Origin of the sequence: Endozoicomonas sp. NE40, from assembly GCF_040549045.1 — a bacterium.
Classification (GTDB): Bacteria; Pseudomonadota; Gammaproteobacteria; order Pseudomonadales; family Endozoicomonadaceae; genus Endozoicomonas_A; species Endozoicomonas_A lisbonensis.
In genome coordinates this window covers 4,942,034-4,961,784 of sequence record NZ_JBEWTB010000002.1, presented here as the reverse complement: position 1 = coordinate 4,961,784, position 19,751 = coordinate 4,942,034, and the positions used below count along the sequence as shown (strand labels likewise).

20 protein-coding genes are annotated in these 19,751 nt (G+C 48.9%); 13 read left to right on the top strand and 7 right to left on the bottom strand.

All coding sequences use genetic code 11. The features are described 5' to 3' along the window. The first annotated feature begins 218 nt into the window (after positions 1 to 218). From ccmA to nrfA, 11 genes are all read left to right on the top strand, one after another. Positions 219 to 905 carry a cytochrome c biogenesis heme-transporting ATPase CcmA gene (gene ccmA / locus V5J35_RS23285; protein WP_354009415.1) on the top strand — a complete coding sequence of 229 codons (687 nt, stop codon included), beginning with the start codon at positions 219 to 221 and terminating at the stop codon, positions 903 to 905. Next, positions 902 to 1,633, top strand: a complete 732-nt coding sequence (gene ccmB / locus V5J35_RS23280) for a heme exporter protein CcmB (RefSeq protein ID WP_354009414.1) — start codon at positions 902 to 904, stop codon at positions 1,631 to 1,633. Before ccmA ends, ccmB begins: the two co-directional genes overlap by 4 nt. Positions 1,634 to 1,649: 16 nt before the next feature. Then, positions 1,650 to 2,390, top strand: a complete 741-nt coding sequence (locus tag V5J35_RS23275; RefSeq protein ID WP_354009413.1) for a heme ABC transporter permease — start codon at positions 1,650 to 1,652, stop codon at positions 2,388 to 2,390. Positions 2,391 to 2,412: 22 nt separating this feature from the next. Then, the gene (gene ccmD, locus V5J35_RS23270) at positions 2,413 to 2,580 is read left to right on the top strand and encodes a heme exporter protein CcmD (RefSeq protein WP_419095773.1); all 168 of its coding nucleotides are present in this window, start codon (positions 2,413 to 2,415) and stop codon (positions 2,578 to 2,580) included. Between the two features lie 31 nt (positions 2,581 to 2,611). Then, a complete protein-coding gene (gene ccmE, locus V5J35_RS23265; protein WP_354009412.1) occupies positions 2,612 to 3,064 on the top strand; it encodes a cytochrome c maturation protein CcmE in 453 nt (150 codons plus the stop codon). Beyond that, positions 3,054 to 5,042 (top strand): heme lyase CcmF/NrfE family subunit, encoded by a 1,989-nt coding sequence (locus V5J35_RS23260; protein WP_354009411.1) that lies wholly within the window; start codon positions 3,054 to 3,056, stop codon positions 5,040 to 5,042. Before ccmE ends, V5J35_RS23260 begins: the two co-directional genes overlap by 11 nt. Continuing rightward, the gene (locus V5J35_RS23255; protein ID WP_354009410.1) at positions 5,039 to 5,578 is read left to right on the top strand and encodes a DsbE family thiol:disulfide interchange protein; all 540 of its coding nucleotides are present in this window, start codon (positions 5,039 to 5,041) and stop codon (positions 5,576 to 5,578) included. Before V5J35_RS23260 ends, V5J35_RS23255 begins: the two co-directional genes overlap by 4 nt. Next, positions 5,575 to 6,057: a cytochrome c-type biogenesis protein gene (locus V5J35_RS23250; protein ID WP_354009409.1), complete on the top strand. Its 483-nt coding sequence runs from the start codon at positions 5,575 to 5,577 to the stop codon at positions 6,055 to 6,057. Before V5J35_RS23255 ends, V5J35_RS23250 begins: the two co-directional genes overlap by 4 nt. Then, entirely contained in the window at positions 6,054 to 7,229 is a 1,176-nt protein-coding gene (ccmI, locus tag V5J35_RS23245) for a c-type cytochrome biogenesis protein CcmI (RefSeq protein WP_354009408.1), read from the top strand. Before V5J35_RS23250 ends, ccmI begins: the two co-directional genes overlap by 4 nt. 521 nt (positions 7,230 to 7,750) lie before the next feature. After that, positions 7,751 to 8,359 carry a NapC/NirT family cytochrome c gene (locus tag V5J35_RS23240; RefSeq protein WP_354009407.1) on the top strand — a complete coding sequence of 203 codons (609 nt, stop codon included), beginning with the start codon at positions 7,751 to 7,753 and terminating at the stop codon, positions 8,357 to 8,359. Between the two features lie 101 nt (positions 8,360 to 8,460). After that, positions 8,461 to 9,870: an ammonia-forming cytochrome c nitrite reductase gene (nrfA, locus tag V5J35_RS23235; protein WP_354009406.1), complete on the top strand. Its 1,410-nt coding sequence runs from the start codon at positions 8,461 to 8,463 to the stop codon at positions 9,868 to 9,870. Between the two features lie 146 nt (positions 9,871 to 10,016). Here nrfA and V5J35_RS23230 read toward each other — a convergent pair whose 3' ends face one another. Next, positions 10,017 to 10,790, bottom strand: coding sequence for a VC0807 family protein (locus V5J35_RS23230; RefSeq protein ID WP_354009405.1), 774 nt, complete (start codon positions 10,788 to 10,790; stop codon positions 10,017 to 10,019). 136 nt (positions 10,791 to 10,926) lie between these two features. Here V5J35_RS23230 and V5J35_RS23225 point away from each other — a divergent pair, with 136 nt between their 5' ends. Then, a complete protein-coding gene (locus V5J35_RS23225) occupies positions 10,927 to 11,271 on the top strand; it encodes a hypothetical protein (RefSeq protein ID WP_419095772.1) in 345 nt (114 codons plus the stop codon). 251 nt (positions 11,272 to 11,522) lie between these two features. Here V5J35_RS23225 and V5J35_RS23220 read toward each other — a convergent pair whose 3' ends face one another. From V5J35_RS23220 to V5J35_RS23195, 6 genes are all read right to left on the bottom strand, one after another. Further along, positions 11,523 to 12,851 carry an ATP-binding protein gene (locus tag V5J35_RS23220; RefSeq protein ID WP_354009404.1) on the bottom strand — a complete coding sequence of 443 codons (1,329 nt, stop codon included), beginning with the start codon at positions 12,849 to 12,851 and terminating at the stop codon, positions 11,523 to 11,525. Between the two features lie 171 nt (positions 12,852 to 13,022). Then, positions 13,023 to 14,774 carry a vWA domain-containing protein gene (locus tag V5J35_RS23215; protein WP_354009403.1) on the bottom strand — a complete coding sequence of 584 codons (1,752 nt, stop codon included), beginning with the start codon at positions 14,772 to 14,774 and terminating at the stop codon, positions 13,023 to 13,025. 108 nt (positions 14,775 to 14,882) lie between these two features. Further along, positions 14,883 to 15,872 (bottom strand): DUF3150 domain-containing protein, encoded by a 990-nt coding sequence (locus V5J35_RS23210; RefSeq protein ID WP_354009402.1) that lies wholly within the window; start codon positions 15,870 to 15,872, stop codon positions 14,883 to 14,885. After that, on the bottom strand, positions 15,869 to 16,897 hold the full coding sequence (locus tag V5J35_RS23205; RefSeq protein ID WP_354009401.1) for an AAA family ATPase: 1,029 nt from the start codon (positions 16,895 to 16,897) through the stop codon (positions 15,869 to 15,871). Before V5J35_RS23205 ends, V5J35_RS23210 begins: the two co-directional genes overlap by 4 nt. A 108-nt stretch (positions 16,898 to 17,005) precedes the next feature. Then, the gene (locus V5J35_RS23200; protein ID WP_354009400.1) at positions 17,006 to 18,040 is read right to left on the bottom strand and encodes a lambda-exonuclease family protein; all 1,035 of its coding nucleotides are present in this window, start codon (positions 18,038 to 18,040) and stop codon (positions 17,006 to 17,008) included. Between the two features lie 11 nt (positions 18,041 to 18,051). Then, on the bottom strand, positions 18,052 to 19,023 hold the full coding sequence (locus tag V5J35_RS23195) for a recombinase RecT (RefSeq protein WP_354009399.1): 972 nt from the start codon (positions 19,021 to 19,023) through the stop codon (positions 18,052 to 18,054). 541 nt (positions 19,024 to 19,564) lie between these two features. Between V5J35_RS23195 and V5J35_RS23190 the strand changes: the two genes are divergently transcribed. Next, positions 19,565 to 19,750: a hypothetical protein gene (locus V5J35_RS23190; RefSeq protein ID WP_354009398.1), complete on the top strand. Its 186-nt coding sequence runs from the start codon at positions 19,565 to 19,567 to the stop codon at positions 19,748 to 19,750. Position 19,751 lies beyond the last annotated feature (1 nt).

The following is a 19,751-nucleotide window of genomic DNA, read 5'->3' as shown; positions in this document are numbered from 1 at the left end:
TAAAGTGTTTACGGGGTGAATAAAATCACCCCGGCTCAGAATCAATAGTGCCTGATCGGAAAATCGGTGGTGGGGCTGGCGTATTTCTTGATACAAATCACGGCATTAAAGACAGTTGAGTTGTAGTTTTGTGCAAAGTCTGGATTGGGTGGCAAATAAAATGGGCACAATTTACTACAAATAAGCCTGCATTAAATCGTTAATTCAAGGATTACCAGTTGCTTGAACTTATGGATCTTGGGTGCGAAAGAGATGACAGAACACTCTTTCGGCATCTCTCTATAACATTATCTCCCGCTGAATTGCTTCAGGTTGAAGGTGGAAACGGCACCGGAAAAACGACACTGCTAAAAATTCTGGCAGGCCTTTCCAACGATTATCGGGGGAGTATTTTCTGGAAAGGAAAGCCACTGAGCCGTGACTATGCAGACTTCCGGCTGTCATCTTTTTATTTTGGACACAAGCCCGCTATCAAGGTGGAGCTGACACCGGTGGAGAATATCCTCTGGCGCAGCAGCCTGAGAAATGAGCACTGTAACGAACAGAGTATTATTGAAGCACTGAAGCAGGTGAATCTTGGCGGGTATGAAGACACGCCCTGTGGTCACCTGTCAGCGGGGCAGCATCGGCGGGTGGCGCTGGCAGATTTAAGTGTCAGCAATGCGCTGCTCTGGATTCTGGATGAGCCTTTCACAGCCATCGACTATCACGGCATCCAATGGCTGGAACGACTGCTGGCAAAGCATGTTACCAATAAAGGGATGGTAATTATTACCAGTCATCAGGCATTGTCGGACCAGGTATTGTCGGACCTGTCAGGCAGGGTTCGCAAAATCAGGCTGGATGACTATGTGCCTGCCGAATCTGGCAATGCTCACGAGGACAAAGAGGATGTGTTCTTATGAGTATGAGTGCGACTTCCGGTAAAATAGCGTCAAACCCTTCCCGTGAATCCCTGAACGGTCGCAGGGCATTTTTATTTCTGATTCGACGTGACCTCACTCTGGCCTTTCGTACTCCGGGGCAAACCCTGAATCCAGTGGCTTTTTATCTGATGGTGGCAAGCCTGTTTCCAATGGGTATCGCGCCACAGAAAGAAGTATTGTCACAGCTGGCAGGCGGAATTGTCTGGATTGGTGCGCTGCTGGCGGTGTTGCTTTCTCTGGATTCCCTGTTCAAAAGTGATCACGATGACGGCTCCCTTGAGCAGTTGCTTCTGTCTCCCCATCCTTTGCCGTTGCTCGTTCTGGCGAAAGTGGTGGCGCACTGGCTGACTACGGGGGTTGCACTGCTGTTGATGGCTCCGGTATTAGGGCTGATGCTGCACCTGCCAGCACAGGCTTTTCCGGCACTGTTTCTGACACTGTTAATCGGTACGCCTCTCATGAGTCTCACTGGCGCGATTGGTGCAGCTCTGACGGTTCGGGTACAGCGTGGTGGTGTGCTGCTGACGCTGTTGTCCCTTCCTCTTTATATTCCCACCCTTATTTTTGGTACGGGTGCAATTCAGAACGCAATGGCAGGCATGCCCTATACCGGACACCTGTTGTGGATGGGGGCTTTGCTAATGGCCGGGCTGTGTCTGGCACCGCTGGCAATTGCCGGTGCATTGCGTGTTGTGGTTGATGGCTGAGATGTAAGTAAAAGTAATGAATTGGACGTTTTTTCACAAATTAAGTTCTCCCCGATGGTTTTATGAAATCAGTGGCCGGTGGTTACCCTGGATGGCGATTCTGGCAGCGCTAATGATGGCAACCGGTCTGATCTGGGGGCTGTTATTTGCTCCACCGGATTACCTGCAGGGAAACAGCTATCGCATTATCTTTCTCCACGTTCCCACGTCGTTTCTGGCTTCTGCCGTTTATGTGATGATGGCGATGGCGGGTGCTGTAACGCTTATCTGGCGCATTAAACTCGCCGATATGGCCTTGAAAAGCATGGCACCCATCGGGGCCTCATTCTGCTTTCTGTCGCTGGCGACCGGTGCCATCTGGGGTAAGCCGACCTGGGGAACCTGGTGGGTGTGGGATGCCCGCTTAACCTCAATGTTGATTCTGTTGTTTTTATACCTTGGTGTCATTGCCCTGCGTGGCGCTATTCGTGGCACCGGTGCCCAGGCCAGAGCCTGCGCCATCCTGACACTGGTGGGCGTGGTCAACATCCCCATCATCAAATACTCCGTGGAGTGGTGGAACACTCTGCACCAGGGAGCCACCTTAACGCTGACCGAAAAGCCTTCCATGGCACCGGAAATGTTGTATCCGCTGTTAATCAGCATTGCGGCCTTTTACTTGTTCTTTCTGGTGGTGATGCTGGTAAGACTGAGAACGGAAATTCTTGAAAGAGAAGCAAAAACCCGATGGGTTCGTGAAGCGATCGCCAGTCAATAACAAAGGAAGTCACAGGAAAATAATGATGTATTTTGACAGTTTTTCCAGCCTTGTTCATATGGATGGACACGGTATCTATGTCTGGAGTACTTACGGTATTGGCATGGCAGTGATCGCGTACAACGTGATTGCGCCACTGCTGTCTCGAAAGAAACTTCTGCGTCGTCTCTCTCGTCAGACTGTTGCATAAACCATTTAGGTGTTCTTTAGGAAGTAAAAAAATGGATGGAGTAAGTCGTCAGAGGTTAACTCTGGTTTCTCTGCTGATTGTGGGGGCAGTTCTGGCTGCAACACTGGTGGTGTTTGCCCTTAGTCAAAATATTAACCTGTTTTTTTCACCCAGTGAGATGGTCAGGGGAGAGGCCCCCGTTGGGCAGACCATCAGAGGTGGGGGCGTTGTTGTTTCCGGTACCGTAGAGCGAGACCCGGACAGCCTGCTGATTTCCTTTCTGATTACAGACGGTGCCCATGAGGTTGAAGTGGAGTATACCGGTATCCTTCCTGACCTGTTCCGTGAAGATCAGGGCATTGTCGGCACCGGAACACTGGATGATAGTGGCCGCTTTGTTGCCGAGGAACTGCTTGCCAAGCACGATGAAAACTATACGCCGGTAGAAGTTGAACGTGCTCTGTCGGATGCCGAAACCGGAGGTGGGAAGCATTATGATTCCTGAGTTAGGCCTGCTGGCTCTGATACTCGCCACCTGTCTGGCGATTCTGCAAAGCATTCTGCCTCTGGTCGGGAGTTTTACCGGACAGGTTCGCTGGATGCAAACCGGAAAGAACCTGGCCATTGGTCAGTTTTTTATGGTTCTTTTGTCGTTTATCTGCCTGGTTTATGCGTTTCTGACCAATGACTTTTCTGTGAGTTATGTCGCCAGCAATTCCAGTACCCTGCTGCCGGTTATTTACAAGATAACGGCTACCTGGGGTGGGCATGAAGGCTCACTGTTGTTGTGGATACTGACCCTGGTGGGCTGGGGAATGGCCATTGCACTGCGCAGCGAAAAGCTGCCGCTGGTGCTGTCTTCCCGGGTTCTGGCAGTACTGGGTATGGTGAGCGTTGGCTTTTTGCTGTTTATCCTGCTGACTTCAAATCCATTCACTCGTATCTTGCCCTTTCCACCCATGGAAGGGTCTGACCTGAACCCGTTATTGCAGGACTTTGGCATGATTATCCATCCGCCACTGCTGTATATGGGGTATGTTGGTTTTGCTGCAGCCTTTGCCTTTGCCATCGCAGCCCTGATCGGTGGTCAGCTGGACAGTGCCTGGGCTCGCTGGGCGCGTCCCTGGACGACGGTTGCCTGGGTATTTCTGACGGCTGGTATTGCCGTTGGCAGCTGGTGGGCTTATTACGAGCTTGGCTGGGGCGGCTGGTGGTTCTGGGACCCGGTTGAGAATGCATCGCTGATGCCCTGGTTGTCAGGCACCGCACTGATGCACTCTCTGGCAGTCACTGAAAAGCGCGGGCTGTTCAAAAGCTGGACATTGCTGCTGGCGATTGCCACGTTTTCGCTCAGTCTGTTCGGAACGTTTCTGGTTCGCTCCGGTGTGCTCACATCGGTTCATGCATTTGCCAGTGATCCGACCCGGGGTCTGTTTATTCTGATTTATTTGCTGGTCGTGGTGGGTGCTTCACTGGCACTGTTCGCACTCAAGGCTCCGGATGTGCGCAGTACTATTCGTTTTGGTCTTCTTTCCCGTGAAACGCTGTTGTTGGTGAACAATGTAGTACTGGTTGCCAGCTGTGCCACGGTCTTGCTGGGTACGATGTTCCCGCTGTTACTGGATGCGCTGGATCTGGGCATGATTTCAGTGGGCCCTCCTTATTTCAATACAGTGTTTGTACCCCTGGCGATGATCCTTGCATTCGCGCTGGGTTTTGGTGTCATTCTTAACTGGAAGCATAATTCTACACAGTGGCTGATGAGTCAGGTTCGCTGGATTTTTGTCGTATCGGCTCTGGGTGGTCTGCTGTTCAGTCTGTTTTACGACAGCCGGTTCCTTATCAGTGAAGCGCTGGCTATGGGGCTGGTGTTCTGGATGGTGCTGGCCATGATCAGGGATATTCAGAACAAGACTCGCAATACCGGTTTATTACAGGGTGTCAGGAAACTCAAGCCTGCTTTCTGGGGCATGCACCTGGCACATCTGGGTGTGGCGGTTTGCTTTATCGGTGTTGCTTTAAGTGAAGGGTACAGCGTTCAGAAAGACTTGCGTATGGCACCCGGTCAAATGGCTGAGGTGGGGGATTATGCATTCCGGTTTGACGGTGTATCCCGCAAAAACGGCCCTAACTATGTGTCGGACTATGGTCGTGTAACAGCGTTTCGTGATGGTCGGGAAATTGGCGTGCTGAATCCCGAGAAGCGCCTTTATGTGGTGCAGCAGATGCCTATGACGGAAGCAGGCATCAATGCAGGTTTAACTCGTGACCTGTATGTGGCTCTGGGAGAGCCTCTGGGTGATGGCAGCTGGGCGGTTCGTCTGTACGTTAAGCCTTTTGTTCGCTGGATCTGGTTTGGATCAATCCTGATGTCGCTGGGCGGGTTGCTGGCAGTCTCCGATCGTCGTTACCGGGTGCGGGTCAGGAAAAAAATCAGTCAGCCCCGGGCTACGGGTGCTTCATTAGCGGGAGGTCAGGCATGAAACGCTGGACGCTTTTTTTGCCTCTGGGCTTTTTTCTGATCCTCTGTACCCTGCTGCTGGCAGGTCTGTTTATGGAAGATAAAACCGTTCTGCGATCTGTGTTGTTGAATCGTCCATTGCCTGAATTCAGCCTGCCCGTTCTCGAAGAAGAACGACAGGTGACTCAGGATGAAATGAAGGGGCAGGTCTATCTTCTCAATGTCTGGGGTTCATGGTGCCCTGCCTGTAAGGCAGAGCACTCTCAACTGGTGAATATTGCCAGTGACGGCTTCAGTATAGTGGGTATCAACTACAAGGACAGTCCTGAGCTGGCGCTTAACTGGCTGTCTCATAGTGGCAGTCCTTACCTTTATAACATTCAGGATACAGATGGCCGGCTGGGGCTTGATCTGGGTGTTTATGGTTCGCCGGAAACGTTTTTGATCGACCAGGAAGGCGTGATCCGTTACAAGCATGTAGGCATTCTGGATGGAAAGGTCTGGAATGAAAAGGTGAAGCCTCTGTATGAAATGCTGGAAGAGGAGGCAAAACTGTGAGTGTCATTAAGCGGTTAAGTGGCCTTCTGATGGTGTTCGCATTACTGGCAGGTGTCAATAACGCCTATGCCGTTATCGAAACCTATGAATTTGACAGTGTTGAGCAGCGAGAACAATTTTCCCGAATGAATGATGTATTGCGCTGTCCTTTATGTCAGAACCAGTCTATCGGAGAATCCAATGCCCCGATTGCCAACGACTTACGTCGTGAAGTACACCGTCTGATTACCGATGAACAGGCCAGTGACAGTGACATCGTCGATTTCATGCTGGTTCGTTACGGTGATTTTGTGCTTTATAAGCCGCCACTGGATGCACGTACGGCGGCACTCTGGTTTGGCCCGCTCTTTATATTGTTGATTGGATTGTTTGTGCTTTTCCGTGTGTTCAGAAGCATTAATTTTTCTGAACCGGATGAAAAAATGAATCAGCAGGATCAGGAAACATTGGCAAAAATACTAGGCGGTAAACAATCATGACAACATTCTGGTTAGTTACCCTGTTATTAGTGCTGTTATGCATGGCACTGGTTGTTGCACCTTTTATCGGAAAGGACAAAAGCAGGGAAGATAACGGAGAGGTTTCAGATAAAGAGACCAATATCGCCTGTTTTCACGAACAGAGAGCAGAAATAAAAGCGCAAGCAAACAGTGGTTTGATTTCTCAGGCAGAAGCTGAAGCGTTGTGTGCAGAGCTGGAAAAAAAGCTTTTGACTGATGTCACAGGAAATGAATCGGAAACTGCGCAGACAGGTAGTCGCAAAGCACTTCCTTATGCATTGACTGTGGCGATTCTTATTCCGGTTCTGGCGTTACCTGTCTACTTGAAACTGGGTGCCTCGGTGGAGCTGAATGCTACTTCAATACTGAGAAATCCGGAAACAACCGCTGAAGAAACTCTCCTGTCTCTTGAGGAGTGGCACCGTAAACGCCCTGACAATGTTCAGGCCATGTTTCTGCTGGGGGATCGTTATCGGGCCAATGGTCAGATGGATGAAGCCGTTACGGTTTATCGTCAGCTGTATCAGACAACGGATGGTCATTTCCAGGCAGCGGAACAACTGGCTCAGGCACTTTATCATGCCGGAGACAGAGTAATGACCGATGAAATCCGGCGTCTGGTTGCCACCACACTGGCTGTTGATGAAAGCAATGCAACAGCATTAAGCCTGAATGGTGTTGATGCATTCCAGCAGGATAATTTTGAGGAAGCGATCAGTCTCTGGAATCAGGCACTGCAGGTTGAACAGAATACGATTGCCCGTCAGGATCTGCTGGCAGGCATTCGTGAAGCCCGTCAACAGCTGGGTATACCGGCAGCGGAAGTACGGGTTAAAGTCACTCTGGCTCCCGAACTACAGACATTACCCGCTGATGCCCGTGTCATTGTGTTTGCCCGGGCCAGTGGGGAGAGAGCGCCGGTAGCGGCAGTGCCAATGACCGTGGCTGACCTGCCAAGAGAAGTGACTTTGGATGATAACTCGGCCATGATGATGCACGGTGGAAGTCTTGGCGACCTTCAATCGCTGGATCTTATTGGCCGTGTCAGTCTGGCGGGTGACATCTCCATGCCTGATTATGAAGGTCAGGTGAGATTTGTTGAAGTAGGCTCTACGGATGTTATTCATCTGGAAATCAGTCCGGCGTCTTAAGTTGAATGCCTGATCAACCATTGTCTTTCAGGGAAAGTATGGACAAGGCAATTTTTAATTAAACTGCCTTGTCCTGGTTTGCTATTTCCGTATTCAAACATTGGTAGCCACTAACAATTTACAGGTTTCCTGAAAATTCAACGGCAGTACATCATTTTGTGTTTTATTTGGGCAACTATTGAAACCTGCTCACTCTAAAGTCGAGTTAATATCTCAAAGCAGATTAAAAGAGGTCTTTGACCTGTGTCACCTATCGTATTGGCTTGAACTATTAAAATGTCACTGAATAATAAGTATTAGAGTGGTAAATCATGATTAACAAGAAAATATCATTCTCCAATTGATTTGAGCATTGCCACGTATTTTGTCTATAGCTTGTTCAAGTATTAAGTAATGAGTAGAAGTCTCCATCACTATCTTAAAACCAGTTTAACGATGGATTAAAAACTTTTAATGATTTGTTCAATTTAAACACACCAGCAAAAGTCAGGGCCAGGGTTGCTTGTGCATAAGGGGAGATAATGAAGAATTCAAAAAAATGGTCAGTTTTTTTCAGGAAGTCGCTGGCCAGGTACTCTGCGGGTACCTTTCTGGCAGGGGGCGTTATCGTTGGAATGGTACTTTGGGGTGGAGGGGTAAAGGTGATGGAAGTCACCAGTTCGGAAGCCTTTTGCACCAGTTGTCATGAAATGGAAGCCAATGCATTTGCTGAATACAAAACGACAGTTCATTACCTGAACAGTTCGGGGGTACAGGTCGAATGTGCGGACTGTCATGTACCAGCTGATACATTAGGAAAAGTGGTTCGTAAAGTAGAAGGGTTGCGGGAACTTTATGGAAAAGTGACCGGAAAAATTGCCACACCGGAAAAGTATGAAGCACACCGGCTGGCAATGGCGGAAAAAGTCTGGGCAGATATGCAGGCAAATGACTCTGAAAACTGCAGAAGCTGTCATGTCAATTTTGAACGCGCTATTGAGCATCAGTATGAATGGGCGAGAGCCAATCACGAAATTATGCTGGAAGAGAATAAAACCTGCATTGATTGTCATCAGGGGATTGCACATAAATTGCCCAAACAAAATCTTAGAACCAAGGTTCTTCCTAAACCAACAACACCGGTCTTATAAAAAATTTGATGCTCTCTTTTTCTGATTGAACGAGATGTTTTTTTGGATTTAAAAGAGTTGCTCTTTAACGATCACAGATTATATATATCAGGAGTAAAAGCATGTCAGGATTGCGTGCGCTAACAGCCGGGGTATTGCTTACCTTTCTGACCACAGGGATTTCATTTGCTGCAAACAAGGGGTTGGAAGCCCGAAATGAACTGTTTCGGGATGGTTTTCCAAGGCAGTATGAAACCTGGCATAACACGTCGGATATGGATTTTGAGAGCAAGCATCTTGGTAACAAGATGGAAGACATGCTGGAAAAAGATCCGCGTCTGGTGGTTCTCTGGGCGGGTTACGGTTTTTCCAGGGATTATAATGCACCCAGAGGACACATGTATGCCTTAAAAGATATGCGGGAAACCCTGCGAACCGGTAGCCCGAAAGGACCTGATGACGGTCCGATGCCAAATGCCTGTTGGACATGTAAAAGCCCGGATGTGACAAGACTGATTGCAACAGAAGGGTCGGAAAAATTCTTTGAGGGAAAGTGGGCTTCCAAAGGTAATAAGGTAGTGAACACCATCGGTTGTATTGACTGCCATGATGCCAGCAAAAAAGAAATGCCATTGAAAGCTGGTCGTCCATTCCTGAATGATGCGCTAGTTTCTATGGGTAAGGATCCGGCCGCTAAGACGGTTCAGGATAACAAGTCGCTGGTGTGCGCCCAGTGTCACAGCGAATACTATTTCAGCGGCAAGAACAATGAAGTTGTGTTCCCGTGGGCAAATGGTATTGAAGCGGAAAGTGTCGAGGCTTATTTCGATCAGAGAGAGTTTGCTGACTGGACGCATGCCCTGTCCCGTGCGCCTATGTTGAAAGCTCAGCATCCGGGTTGGGAAATCTGGCAATTAGGCGTTCACGGTCGTAATAATGTGGCCTGTGCAGACTGCCATATGCCCAAGCGTAGCGATAAGGGGGTAACCTTTACCGATCACCAGATTGTCAGCCCATTGCGTGATGTGCAGGCGACCTGTAAAACCTGTCACACTCAGGATGAAAAGTATCTGCTTGAAGTGACTTACGCCCGTCAGGATCAGGTAGAAGAGATAAAGATCAAGACCGAAGACCAGCTGGTACGGGCTCATATTGAAGCTAAAGCTGCCTGGGATGCCGGCGCGACCGAAAAAGAAATGCAGAAAGCCCTGACATTAATTCGTCATGCCCAGTGGCGCTGGGATTATTCGATCGCTTCTCATGGTGCTTCGTTCCATGCACCGGAAGAAGTGTTAAGAATTCTGGGGTCTGCAATGGAAAAAGCCGGCGAAGCCCGGCTGGAGATCAGTCGCGTTCTGTCCAGACACGGTGTTAATGATGAAATCAAGATGCCGGATATTTCAACGAAAGCCAAGGCTCAGGCATACATTGGTCTGGATATGGACAAGTTGAATGCCGAGAAAAAAGAGTTTATTGAAAATACTCTGCCTAAGTGGGATGCCCAGGCAAGAGAGGCAGATTTGCTGTTATAAAGGTTTAGATTAAGTCTTATACCAATCATACGAAATAACTATTCGATAACCGCCCAGCTCCGAAAGCAGAGGCTGGCTATTCGACCAGTCTCTGCAACCAGCTTATTCCAGGAGTCGCAACAGACATCGACAATACTCTTTCTGTTTTATTGCTGAATCAGTTCGTTAGTGGTGAGGCCTGTTGCCGCTGATATGGAATTAAAGAACCGGTAGATTGCAATCATCATGATTGCCGTACAGGGTATTGCAATAACAGGGGTGCTTAGAGCAACCATACGCCCCAGCTCCGCAGTGTACTCGCTTGTACCGGGCTCGCTCTGGATAATGGAGTATGTAAGAAAAAAATTTAAAGAGGCAGATACTAAAAAAGACCCCTTAAACATAAGCATAAGGTCGGAGATTTTTTTATCCAGCTCTTGCCTACCAATCGTCTCCTCGATTTTATTGAAGTCAATGGCCTGACTGAAAGCTTCTTTCAGGAAATTGCTGGCTTTATCTTTGAAGAGGATCAAGGAGGTCAGAAGCAAGAGTGGCATTGAGGTTTCTTTCAGGATGAGAACTGATTTAGACAGCTCAAGCAGCCCAATAATGCCGGTCAGCAGTGTCGATATGAAGCCGAAGATAGAGAAAAAGTTCACATTTTCTCTGGTGCAAAAGTCGTAGATTCCGTAAGTGATCGGAAAGATCAGAGCTACAATCAATCCCCAAAATGCGCCCAGATGAGCTTCTCCGGAAAGTTTGGTCAGGATCAGGGATGGAATGGCGACATTCAACAGGATATTGAGCAGGAAGTTTTCCTGCTTTTTGGTTTTTCCTCTGGGGGTTCCGATTGTCATCTTTGTATTCCTTGTAGGCGCAAAATCTATAATGAATAAATGTTGGGTTTGACTTTGCTCTACCCAACGCAAAGCGTCAATCATTTTTGAAATAAAGCACAGGTTTCGAACGTCAAGCCATTATGTTTTTACTGCCGGATGCAGAGCACCTGATTTCTCTACCAAAAGGCCATCATCGACCTTGCTCTTGCACAAGCCGATGCCCAGAGTATCCGGCTCTATGCCATGTCCAGCGCGATTCTGGCAGGCATTTCACGACGCAGGGCTTTCCGATGAACAGATCAAAGTGCTTAACCGGCTGCTTGATGTTGGTGAGAAGGGGTTTGAGTCTGGAATCAGTGAGTCCCAATATCAGGAGGTAGCTAAAGTCAGTAAGGCAACAGCTACTCGACACCTGTCTGATTTATTGAATAAAGGTGGTATTGAGAAATTACCGGGTGGTGGGCGAAGTACACGGTATCAGGACGGGACACAGGCAAAAAAAAGGCCATCGAATGAACGATGGCCTTTCTGTATGGTGCCCGGAGCCGGAAAATTAATCCTCAATTTTTCAGTTACTTACTGAATTAGTGGTGATCCTGTTGTGATCAAAAAATTTGAACGTTGCCAGCTTCGCCTGTTTTCCGGATACTTTCAGGGTGCCTGTGGTCGGAGCCCAACCGGAACACTTCTCTGTGTCAAGTGGTCACCCTCTTCCCTGCCTTGAGTCCGTCTGAGCAGTAATAGCCATATTAGCCATGATTTTGAAATCACGCCCTACGCGAATTTCACGGTACTGGGTAAGGAAAAATCATTTTTATGCGCGTAGCGTCGCCTTTAAAACCAATTTGCCAGATCGTCCAGAGAAAAGCCCCTGTACTCAATATCATACCCCTTCAGTTGCTGCACCAACTTGGTGGCCTTCTCCTGTAAATGCGTTTTGCGGATATTTTTCGGGTTACGCTTGATTTCAGCAATCAGGACTTTTTTATCCAGTTCATTGACCGCTACAAGATCAATTTCATTCTGGTTGCCTCTTTCCCAGTAACTACCCACAATATTGTATTCACCGGTTTCCGCAATCACTTCTCTGACAATTTCTTCCAGCCAGTGACCACTCCAGGTTGGATAGTCACGCTCAATGACTTTATGGATAAACGGGAAGTTGCCAATCTCTACCGCACTACGATGCTTATAAATAAAGCGAAACCAGAACGCCAGGAAAGCATCGGCAATACGATATTTAACCAACCGGGTGCCCAGTTTAGACAACACTGGTCGGTTGCGACTGATAATATCAAATTCATTTTCCAGGCGATCAAGCTGTGGCCCCACAGAAATACCCAGCAAAGATTCTATTTCAGGTCGGCTCGTACTACCGGAAGCGATAGCAGCCAATATGGAAAAGTAGGTACTATGCTCAGGTCCAAACTCTTCAGCCAGACGATAATGCCCTTCCTCAATGACCAGACTGTGTTCGTTAATCAGCTGCGACCAAAGGTCGGTTGCAGGATCAATGTTAAACAGCCACTCCAGATATTTAGGAACACCGCCACTGAGCATGTACCACTGCAGAAGTTTTTCAGGCGTAAACTCCTGCCGGTCATTCAGCATTTGAGCGATATAGCGACAACGCAACGGCTGAAGGTTGATGCGATGATCGGCTCGACCAAACAAGGGCTCTCGTCCATCCTGAAACAACCGGGTCATAAGGCTGTATAAAGAGCCACAGCAAACCAGGTGCATACGACTCTGTTGCCTGTACCGATCCCATAAATTCTGAAGTTCGGAAAAAAACGCCCGATTAACCCGCTGGATATCCTGAAATTCGTCCAGTATGACGGTAACCGGCGTCGTGATGCTGAACTGCAACAGGATTTCCATGACTTCCCGAAGACGTGCAGGCTGACCAAATATGGGAATATTTAAAACCGTTCTGATCTGTTCGACAAACTCCTCACACAGCAATGATTCCTGTTTTCTGGATACAAACAGATAGATAGAAGCTGCAGCAGCCGTGTTCTGAGGAAAGGTTTTATTTAACAGCGCTGTTTTACCGACCCGGCGTCTTCCTACAACAGTCGTCAGGTGGGCCGTTCCTTTAGAGGCTTGTTCACTCCACTCCTGAAGCTGCTCAAGCTCGTCTTCGCGATTATAAAATCTCATGACAAGTTACCGTAATAATTATTACAGTAACTATAACATACTTTATTCACTTGTACGGTGAGCATGAATCACAACTGTGCATATGTACAGTTGAGGCGATGCAGCCAGATCTGCATCCATGAAAAGCGCCACCCTAATGCTTCAGAGCATGAGTGGGTGGCGTTTTCAGTTTCAGCAAAGCAACCAGTCTTTGGTCAAACTGAAGAGTCCATTTTTCAATTCACCTAATTGCTCAATCATCAGACCTTTTGGGAACAGCTCCTCCGGCACCTGAATGTTGATTCCCAGTCCCACAACATCCATTCCTGAATATCTGCAACGTTTCACCAGATCAACCACCGCATCATGGTGGTCGATATCCGGTGCGCCATCAGTAATCATCAGAATCAGGCGCCTCTCGGCGTTTGACTGACAAATCTGATGCACTGCATGCCACAGACCTGTGGCCATGGGGGTTGAGTCATGGCTATCCAAAGCAGAGAGTGTTCCTGCAATCCCCAGGTCGGACTCCTTGCCTGAAACTATGGGATAAACCCGCTCAGTCACAGTGCCCGGATAAGCAGAAGCTGTCACAGAGACTCCTTTTATTGACTTCAATGCCATTATCAGAGCCAGAACCGCCTCTCGTGCCAATGGCACCCTTGAAGCCATCGAAGCTGAGATATCGAGTGAGATATGAACGGTTGCATTGATTTCTATGGATTCAGAACGTCGTTTGAAAAGACGACCATCGTCCAGAGCTATCCTGTGCAGCCTCTTCCCATCTATCCTCATACCCCGCTTGCCGATGCGGTCTCTGGTTAAGGTTTTCGCCTGAACCAGCCCGGTCAGCTGTGCAGCTAATCGTGCTGATTCTGACTTTACCTTCCAGAGCAAATCCTTTGCTGCTTCCCAGTCTTCACTACTGATAACAACTTCATCAACCATGGGTGTTGTTGTCACTGCGGAAAAGCCTGCTGATTGCTCACTACTCCAGGATTCCAGCTCCCCTGCCACGGACTCAAAGAGATCTTCAGGCCAGTCAAAATCAGAGGACTCCAGAATTTGTTTCAGGAACGGGTCTTCAGTCTTTTCTGAAGCATCTCCGTTTTCAGAAACAGCCTGGTTATCACTGCCAGACAAACTCTCAGGATTATCGTCTTTCCCTTCCGCAGAATCGGATTCCAGATCACCATCTGATACAGAATCTGTTTTTTCCTCCTGATCCTGCGTTTCAGAATGCTGAGAAGTCGTTTCCTGACCTCCTGACGAATTTTCTGTTTTGCCTGAACCCTCCTCACCTGAATCTTTGCTTTCAGAGTTTTCATTGCTGAAATTTTGAAATAACGCAATGATCTGGTCAGCCAGGTTCAAAGCTTCCTTCGTGCTTTCCAAGTCAGGCACCTTGCCCAAAAGTCCATGAAGCGAATCCAGTAACTGCCCGGGAAAACAATCTTTCATCACTTCACGGGCTTTCAATGCTTCCAGCTCCAATGCCTTCTGCCCTAACACCTCAAATCGCAGTATCGCCAGCAAAGCGTCGTTTAACACCTTCACAGGTGGATCACTCTTTTTTGGCGCACCTAAACGACCTTCAGCCACTAACTGCCTGACGACTTCCGCAAGAGAAAATATAGCACCGGGATATTCTTGGCTGATTGCTTTTTCAATTCTCACGTCCTCCAGCAAGTTAGTGAGTCTGAGCCGCAAGGCAGAGCCTGCATAGTCCAGATAAAAGTCCGTGTAACGCACATGGGCTGCTTCGTGCGACAAGTAACCCCAGCAAAGGGTTTCCTGCTCTCGCCGCTGCGGGTCAAAGGCTGGAATCCAGATACACTCACCATCAGTGCATGCCTTCCGGCCAGACACTTCAACCCGAACACCCATTTTCCTGCCCAATGCACTGCCCACTATCGGTAATGCTTTCTGTAAAACAGGAGCCATATCCAATTACCTCGCTCTCTCTATAAAGAAGAAAGAAAAAAGGGACATAGCTCCTGCCCAAAGCGGACACTATGTCCCGCCTGGGATGGCTGGCTTACACCAGCCGGTTCAGAAGTAGAAAGTGGCAGATACAGCCGCTTCCTCCGGTACCACCATCTGTTGTTCTACCGCAGGCTCTTTCTGAATCTCTGCATCATTTGCCTCTTGAGGTTGAGTTGATTCCTGATTCTGCACCTTCACAGGCTGCTCTTTATAAGGGCTATCAATGGTCGTCAACCCTTCCGCACAACGCTCCATCTGTTCAACTGAACAGAGCAATAAAACCCGCTCCATCAGTTGAGTCAGCACTTCACCCTCTAACGCTCCGTTATTCGGCAGTTGTGACAACCCGGCATCCAACCGTTGCACTATGGGAGAAATTCCGGGATCAACAAAAGCCAGGCCGTGAAGTTTATCCCTGAGCCTGAGAATCGGGTTCAGGACTTTCCGGGTGACTTTGCTTTTCCCTCGGAAGGTCTGCTCAAACAAAGCCTGAGCATCCCGACTGATTTCCTCCCTCAATGTGCCGCCCAGCTGGTTCACCTGTTGATTCAGGTTATCCGGCTGGGGCGATGCCACCACTTTGTAGGTCGTGTATCCGAAATGGAAACGCTGACTTACATCTTGAACATCCGGCACGGCACTCCTTATGGCTTCAGCGAAGTCAGGATGTGTGTTCACCCATTCCTGAATATGCTGGTCGTAGCCAGTCAGAAACGCCTGCTTTTCCTGATTAAAGTCCTGCTGGACCTGATCCAGTTTCAGGCTTAAACCTGAAACATAATGATCGGGCACGGCATACCCACCAAGAAAACGGACTCCTTCTCTACCGCATAGCCGACACGCCTGATCCCTCAGGCGATGAAACGGCTTCAGCACTTCCCGTTTGCACAGTTTCTTGCTTCCCAGCGACACCACTTCATCAGACGGCAACTGCCCACCTTTGCCCAGAACCAAATCCTCTGGTTTCAGACGACGGGCACCTGACCAGATGGAACAGTCCAGAGCAATCACAGACATCTGATCTAAAACCTTGGTTACAGCAGCGTGATCAGTCATGAGTCCACTCCTGAAGACCATAAGTCCCCGAACACATCATGCCCGATTCGATGAATCGCCTGTCGTTCCGCTGGCTCCACTCTGGCAGTCAGAGCTTGTTCCAGAGCATACTCTAACACTCTGGGCGCACCCTGAAACCGAAGTGATAACTTTGCCCAGCGCACGAGTCCACGAGTGGACAGGGTGACACTGAGTTGTGACTCACCTTCCACAGCCTTTCCATCAAAGCCACCAGTGAAGAGACGACGAACCTCGTTAGCGAGTTTCACCATCTTTTCCCTGACGATCACCGGAAGGTTTGGCACTACCTGATTCAGAATCATCAGCTCAGTGAATTCATCCGGATAATCAACCGCAATAACTCTGAATCTGTCCAGCCAGGCTAACGACTGCCGCAATACTCCCTGATACAACCCACTGCCATCCCCTGCCCCTGCACTGTTACCTGTGGCAACAAACCGGAACCGTGGATGTACCGGAATGATTTCTCCACCATTTTGCGCTAACACAAGAGGCGCACCATCGAGCAAGTCATACAATCCAGCCAGCTCGCTCGGATCAGCCACATCCATTTCATCAAGAATAAGGATGTGACCTTCCTTCACCGCAGTGCTCAATGCTCCATACAAAAAGGGTGTATTGCCATTCTCCAGAACCTTCTGACCTAAAAGATCATCCAGCTCAAGCCTTCCATGAACAGGCACCATCTGTGTTGGCCAGTGCAGTCTTGCGGCTGCCTGACTTACCAGACTGGTTTTTCCGCACCCCGTCGGACCACACAAATAAAGACCATCACCTTCCGGATTATCCAAAAACGCCAGCAGCTTCCGCAGCCGGTCTCTGTCAAACACGTAAGGCTGAACAGCCGGTACTGCGGGATGCCCGCATTCCTTGTAACCTTCAAGCAGGATCAGTTGGTTGGTATCCAGATCAAAGGTTTCATTCAGCTCATAAAACGCTGGTTGCAAAATCCTTTCAGGATTTTGGTATGCAGCCTGTGGCTGCTGGGCAGCTCCATTCTCCATCGTTTGATTCCTGTACTTTTAAAAACAAAAAAGGGCAGAAACCACCCCCGGATGGGAGAATCACTGCCCCACCCGGGTGAAAAAGCTGTAAATCGTGAAACGATTTACTCAGAAATAGAAGCTCTGGTTACTGATCGTTGGGTTTAATGCCAACAGTTCGTTTCCAGCGACTTCCAACCCTGATTCCCTGTCGTCAACGTTCTGATCCAGCAAGGTCACCCTCACCTGCTCCCTTGCCTTACGGCGAAAAGAGTCAAGCTCAGGCAAAGCCAGCTGGTGCTGCTTGCACAAGGATTCCAGTGCTTTCTGATAATCCACGGAACCGGCGCATTCACTCCGGCAGATTCGCAAGCCATCGGATTCAGCGACCCGGAAGGCTCCCATCAACTGTTGTAACTCCTGCTGCAACAGCTTCTGCTGAGACTTTCCGGCATCCAGCTCCTTTTTCAATTGATCCAGACAGAACTGACGACGACGATACACCGTTGCCAGCTTGTACCACTGCGCCTGTTCCGACAGGCCTTGCGGTACAAACACATCCAGTTCCGGATCTTTTTCCGGTTCATCACCTTCTTCCACACGCTGCCAGAAAGCTTCCGTTTCCAGCCACAACTGCTGAATCAGGTGGTCATCCCTGTTGATACAGGCGGGAAGAATCGGCAAACCTTTGTGATAGAAACAGAGCCAGGCGCGGTTTGAATCTGCAACCAACATCTGAAACTGAACCTGCACAAAGGCACGATGATAGCCTTCCGACTGATCCTTCAAAGCCTTCACATCCTGATAAACCTTTTCGCACGGAGCTTTCAGTTCTACCGGAATGCCGTCTTTGGTAATGCCATCGAAACTGGCTCGTAGCTTTGGGTTCTGTTCCCACTCACCACAAACAGGCAAGAGAGGCGCATCGCCCAACGCTTCTTCCATCCGAATCCTTGCATCGTCTTCATCCTCAATCCCACGCTGAACGTGAGGGTTTGCAGATAAGTCCGGTTCCTTCAGAATCCCTGATTTCTCTGCCCAGAGCTGCCAGCGTGATTTATAAGGTGATTGCCCAAGGATCACAGCAGCATCACTTGCAGTTACCCCACAACGCCGCCAGTCCAACCACTCCTGTGACCGCTGCTCAAGATTGACCTGCTTCATCACAAATCACCTTAAGCCGCCGGTGCCGCTGATGCTGCTTGTGCCTCATCCAACCGGAACAGGCAGTAATTCAAGGCATTACCATCATCCTTAAAGCGATCCTGGGCAAAGCCCTGTGCCGCTGTAAATGCTCCCGTTCCTCTGGCTCGCTCCACTACCTGATCGATAAACGACAGGACTTGTGGATCAATACCATCGGGATCAACCGCCTCTAACTCAATCACTTCCTTCGATGCTATGAATTCAGCTTCAGCCGCAGCCATTGCATCATCCATAGCGTCTTGCTCGGATAATTCAGGCTCCTTTTCCATCACCTCATCTCTGGTGATCTCAACAGGCTTTTGTTCCGGCTCCTGCAGATTGGGGACTGGTTCACCCAGCTGGGTTTCCAGTAACCGTTCCGCTTCGTCCGGTTCAAACAGCCCGCTGAGGCCATAAGCGATACGAATTGCCTGAATTTGTGACTTGTGCCGAAGCATACGCTTAGGACAGGTCTGCCAGGGGCCAGGGAATTTCTTCCCATTCTTTACAACCGCAGGCCGGTACAATTCATCCAGATACTCACGCACCCGAATGGCGTGTTCCCGGTCTTTTCGGTGGATCACACACTCCATCCAGGGATGACAGGCTTTCATATCTTCATCGAAGGTAATCAGCTCCTCGGGATAACTGAACTCCATGCCATTGCTTTGCGGATATGAGTTCATAATTGCCGTCCAACCGTCGATGGAAATAACAGGAAACACGCCTCCACGTCGATCAGATAGCCCCCAGATTTGCCGAATGAACGGATTCAGACCATAACTGTCAGCGACAGACAACAAAGACAGCATTTGCTCCCGTGTGGGAACACTGCCGTTCTGTTGCCTGAATGCAGTTTGCGCCAGAGTATTCAGCAACTCATCTTCGCGAAAGCCATAACGCTCCGCAAAACGAGCCACCAGATCATTGGCGCTCTCATTCACACCATTAGCGTTAGCCATGGAAGTTCTCCTTAAAACAAAAAGGCAGAACTTCCCTGCATGACAGAGAGGTTCTACCATGCAGAATATGTACGATTAATCAGGCAAGCAGCAGCAAGCCAGAAACTCATACATCATGTGAAATGTCACCAAAGTGACGAGAATGACAGGGCAGCGATAAATACCAACCCTTGGTAGAAAACCAGCTTTCGCTGTCAGCCTTCAAGCGTATCGGGCGATACAACCTTTCAGCCAATCTCCGGGAAAACCACACGGCTACGAACGCCTGAACTGCCGGGTCAGCAGACACTCTAACCTGTGCGATCGAACAACCTTATCATCATAATCGTCACTGGTTTTATCCTGAGTGGATAAAGCCAGCTCCTGATGAGCAGGTAAAAGGAGAGTTAACTATAGGACAGGCAGGTATATATTCAATGCTGATTGCTGTGCTGTGGAGAGAACTTTTCCTGCCGGAAAGAATCAAATATTGAATACAGTTCTAAAAACCCTGTGTGATACACTCAGAGTTCATAAAAATGAGGCTATTAAGGAGAACATCATGGCCAAACCCAAACGAAAACGCCCTGCATCGGCAGTGCTGAAACTCATGAGCGACCCTATGTTCAGACAACGCAGGGAAAAGCTTAAAACCCGCTACAACCGTAAGGAGAAACACAACGGTCGGTCTGACTCCAGGTCGTACCAGAAAGCATTGAGTAAATCAGTGCTTCCTCGTGCGGCTTGAG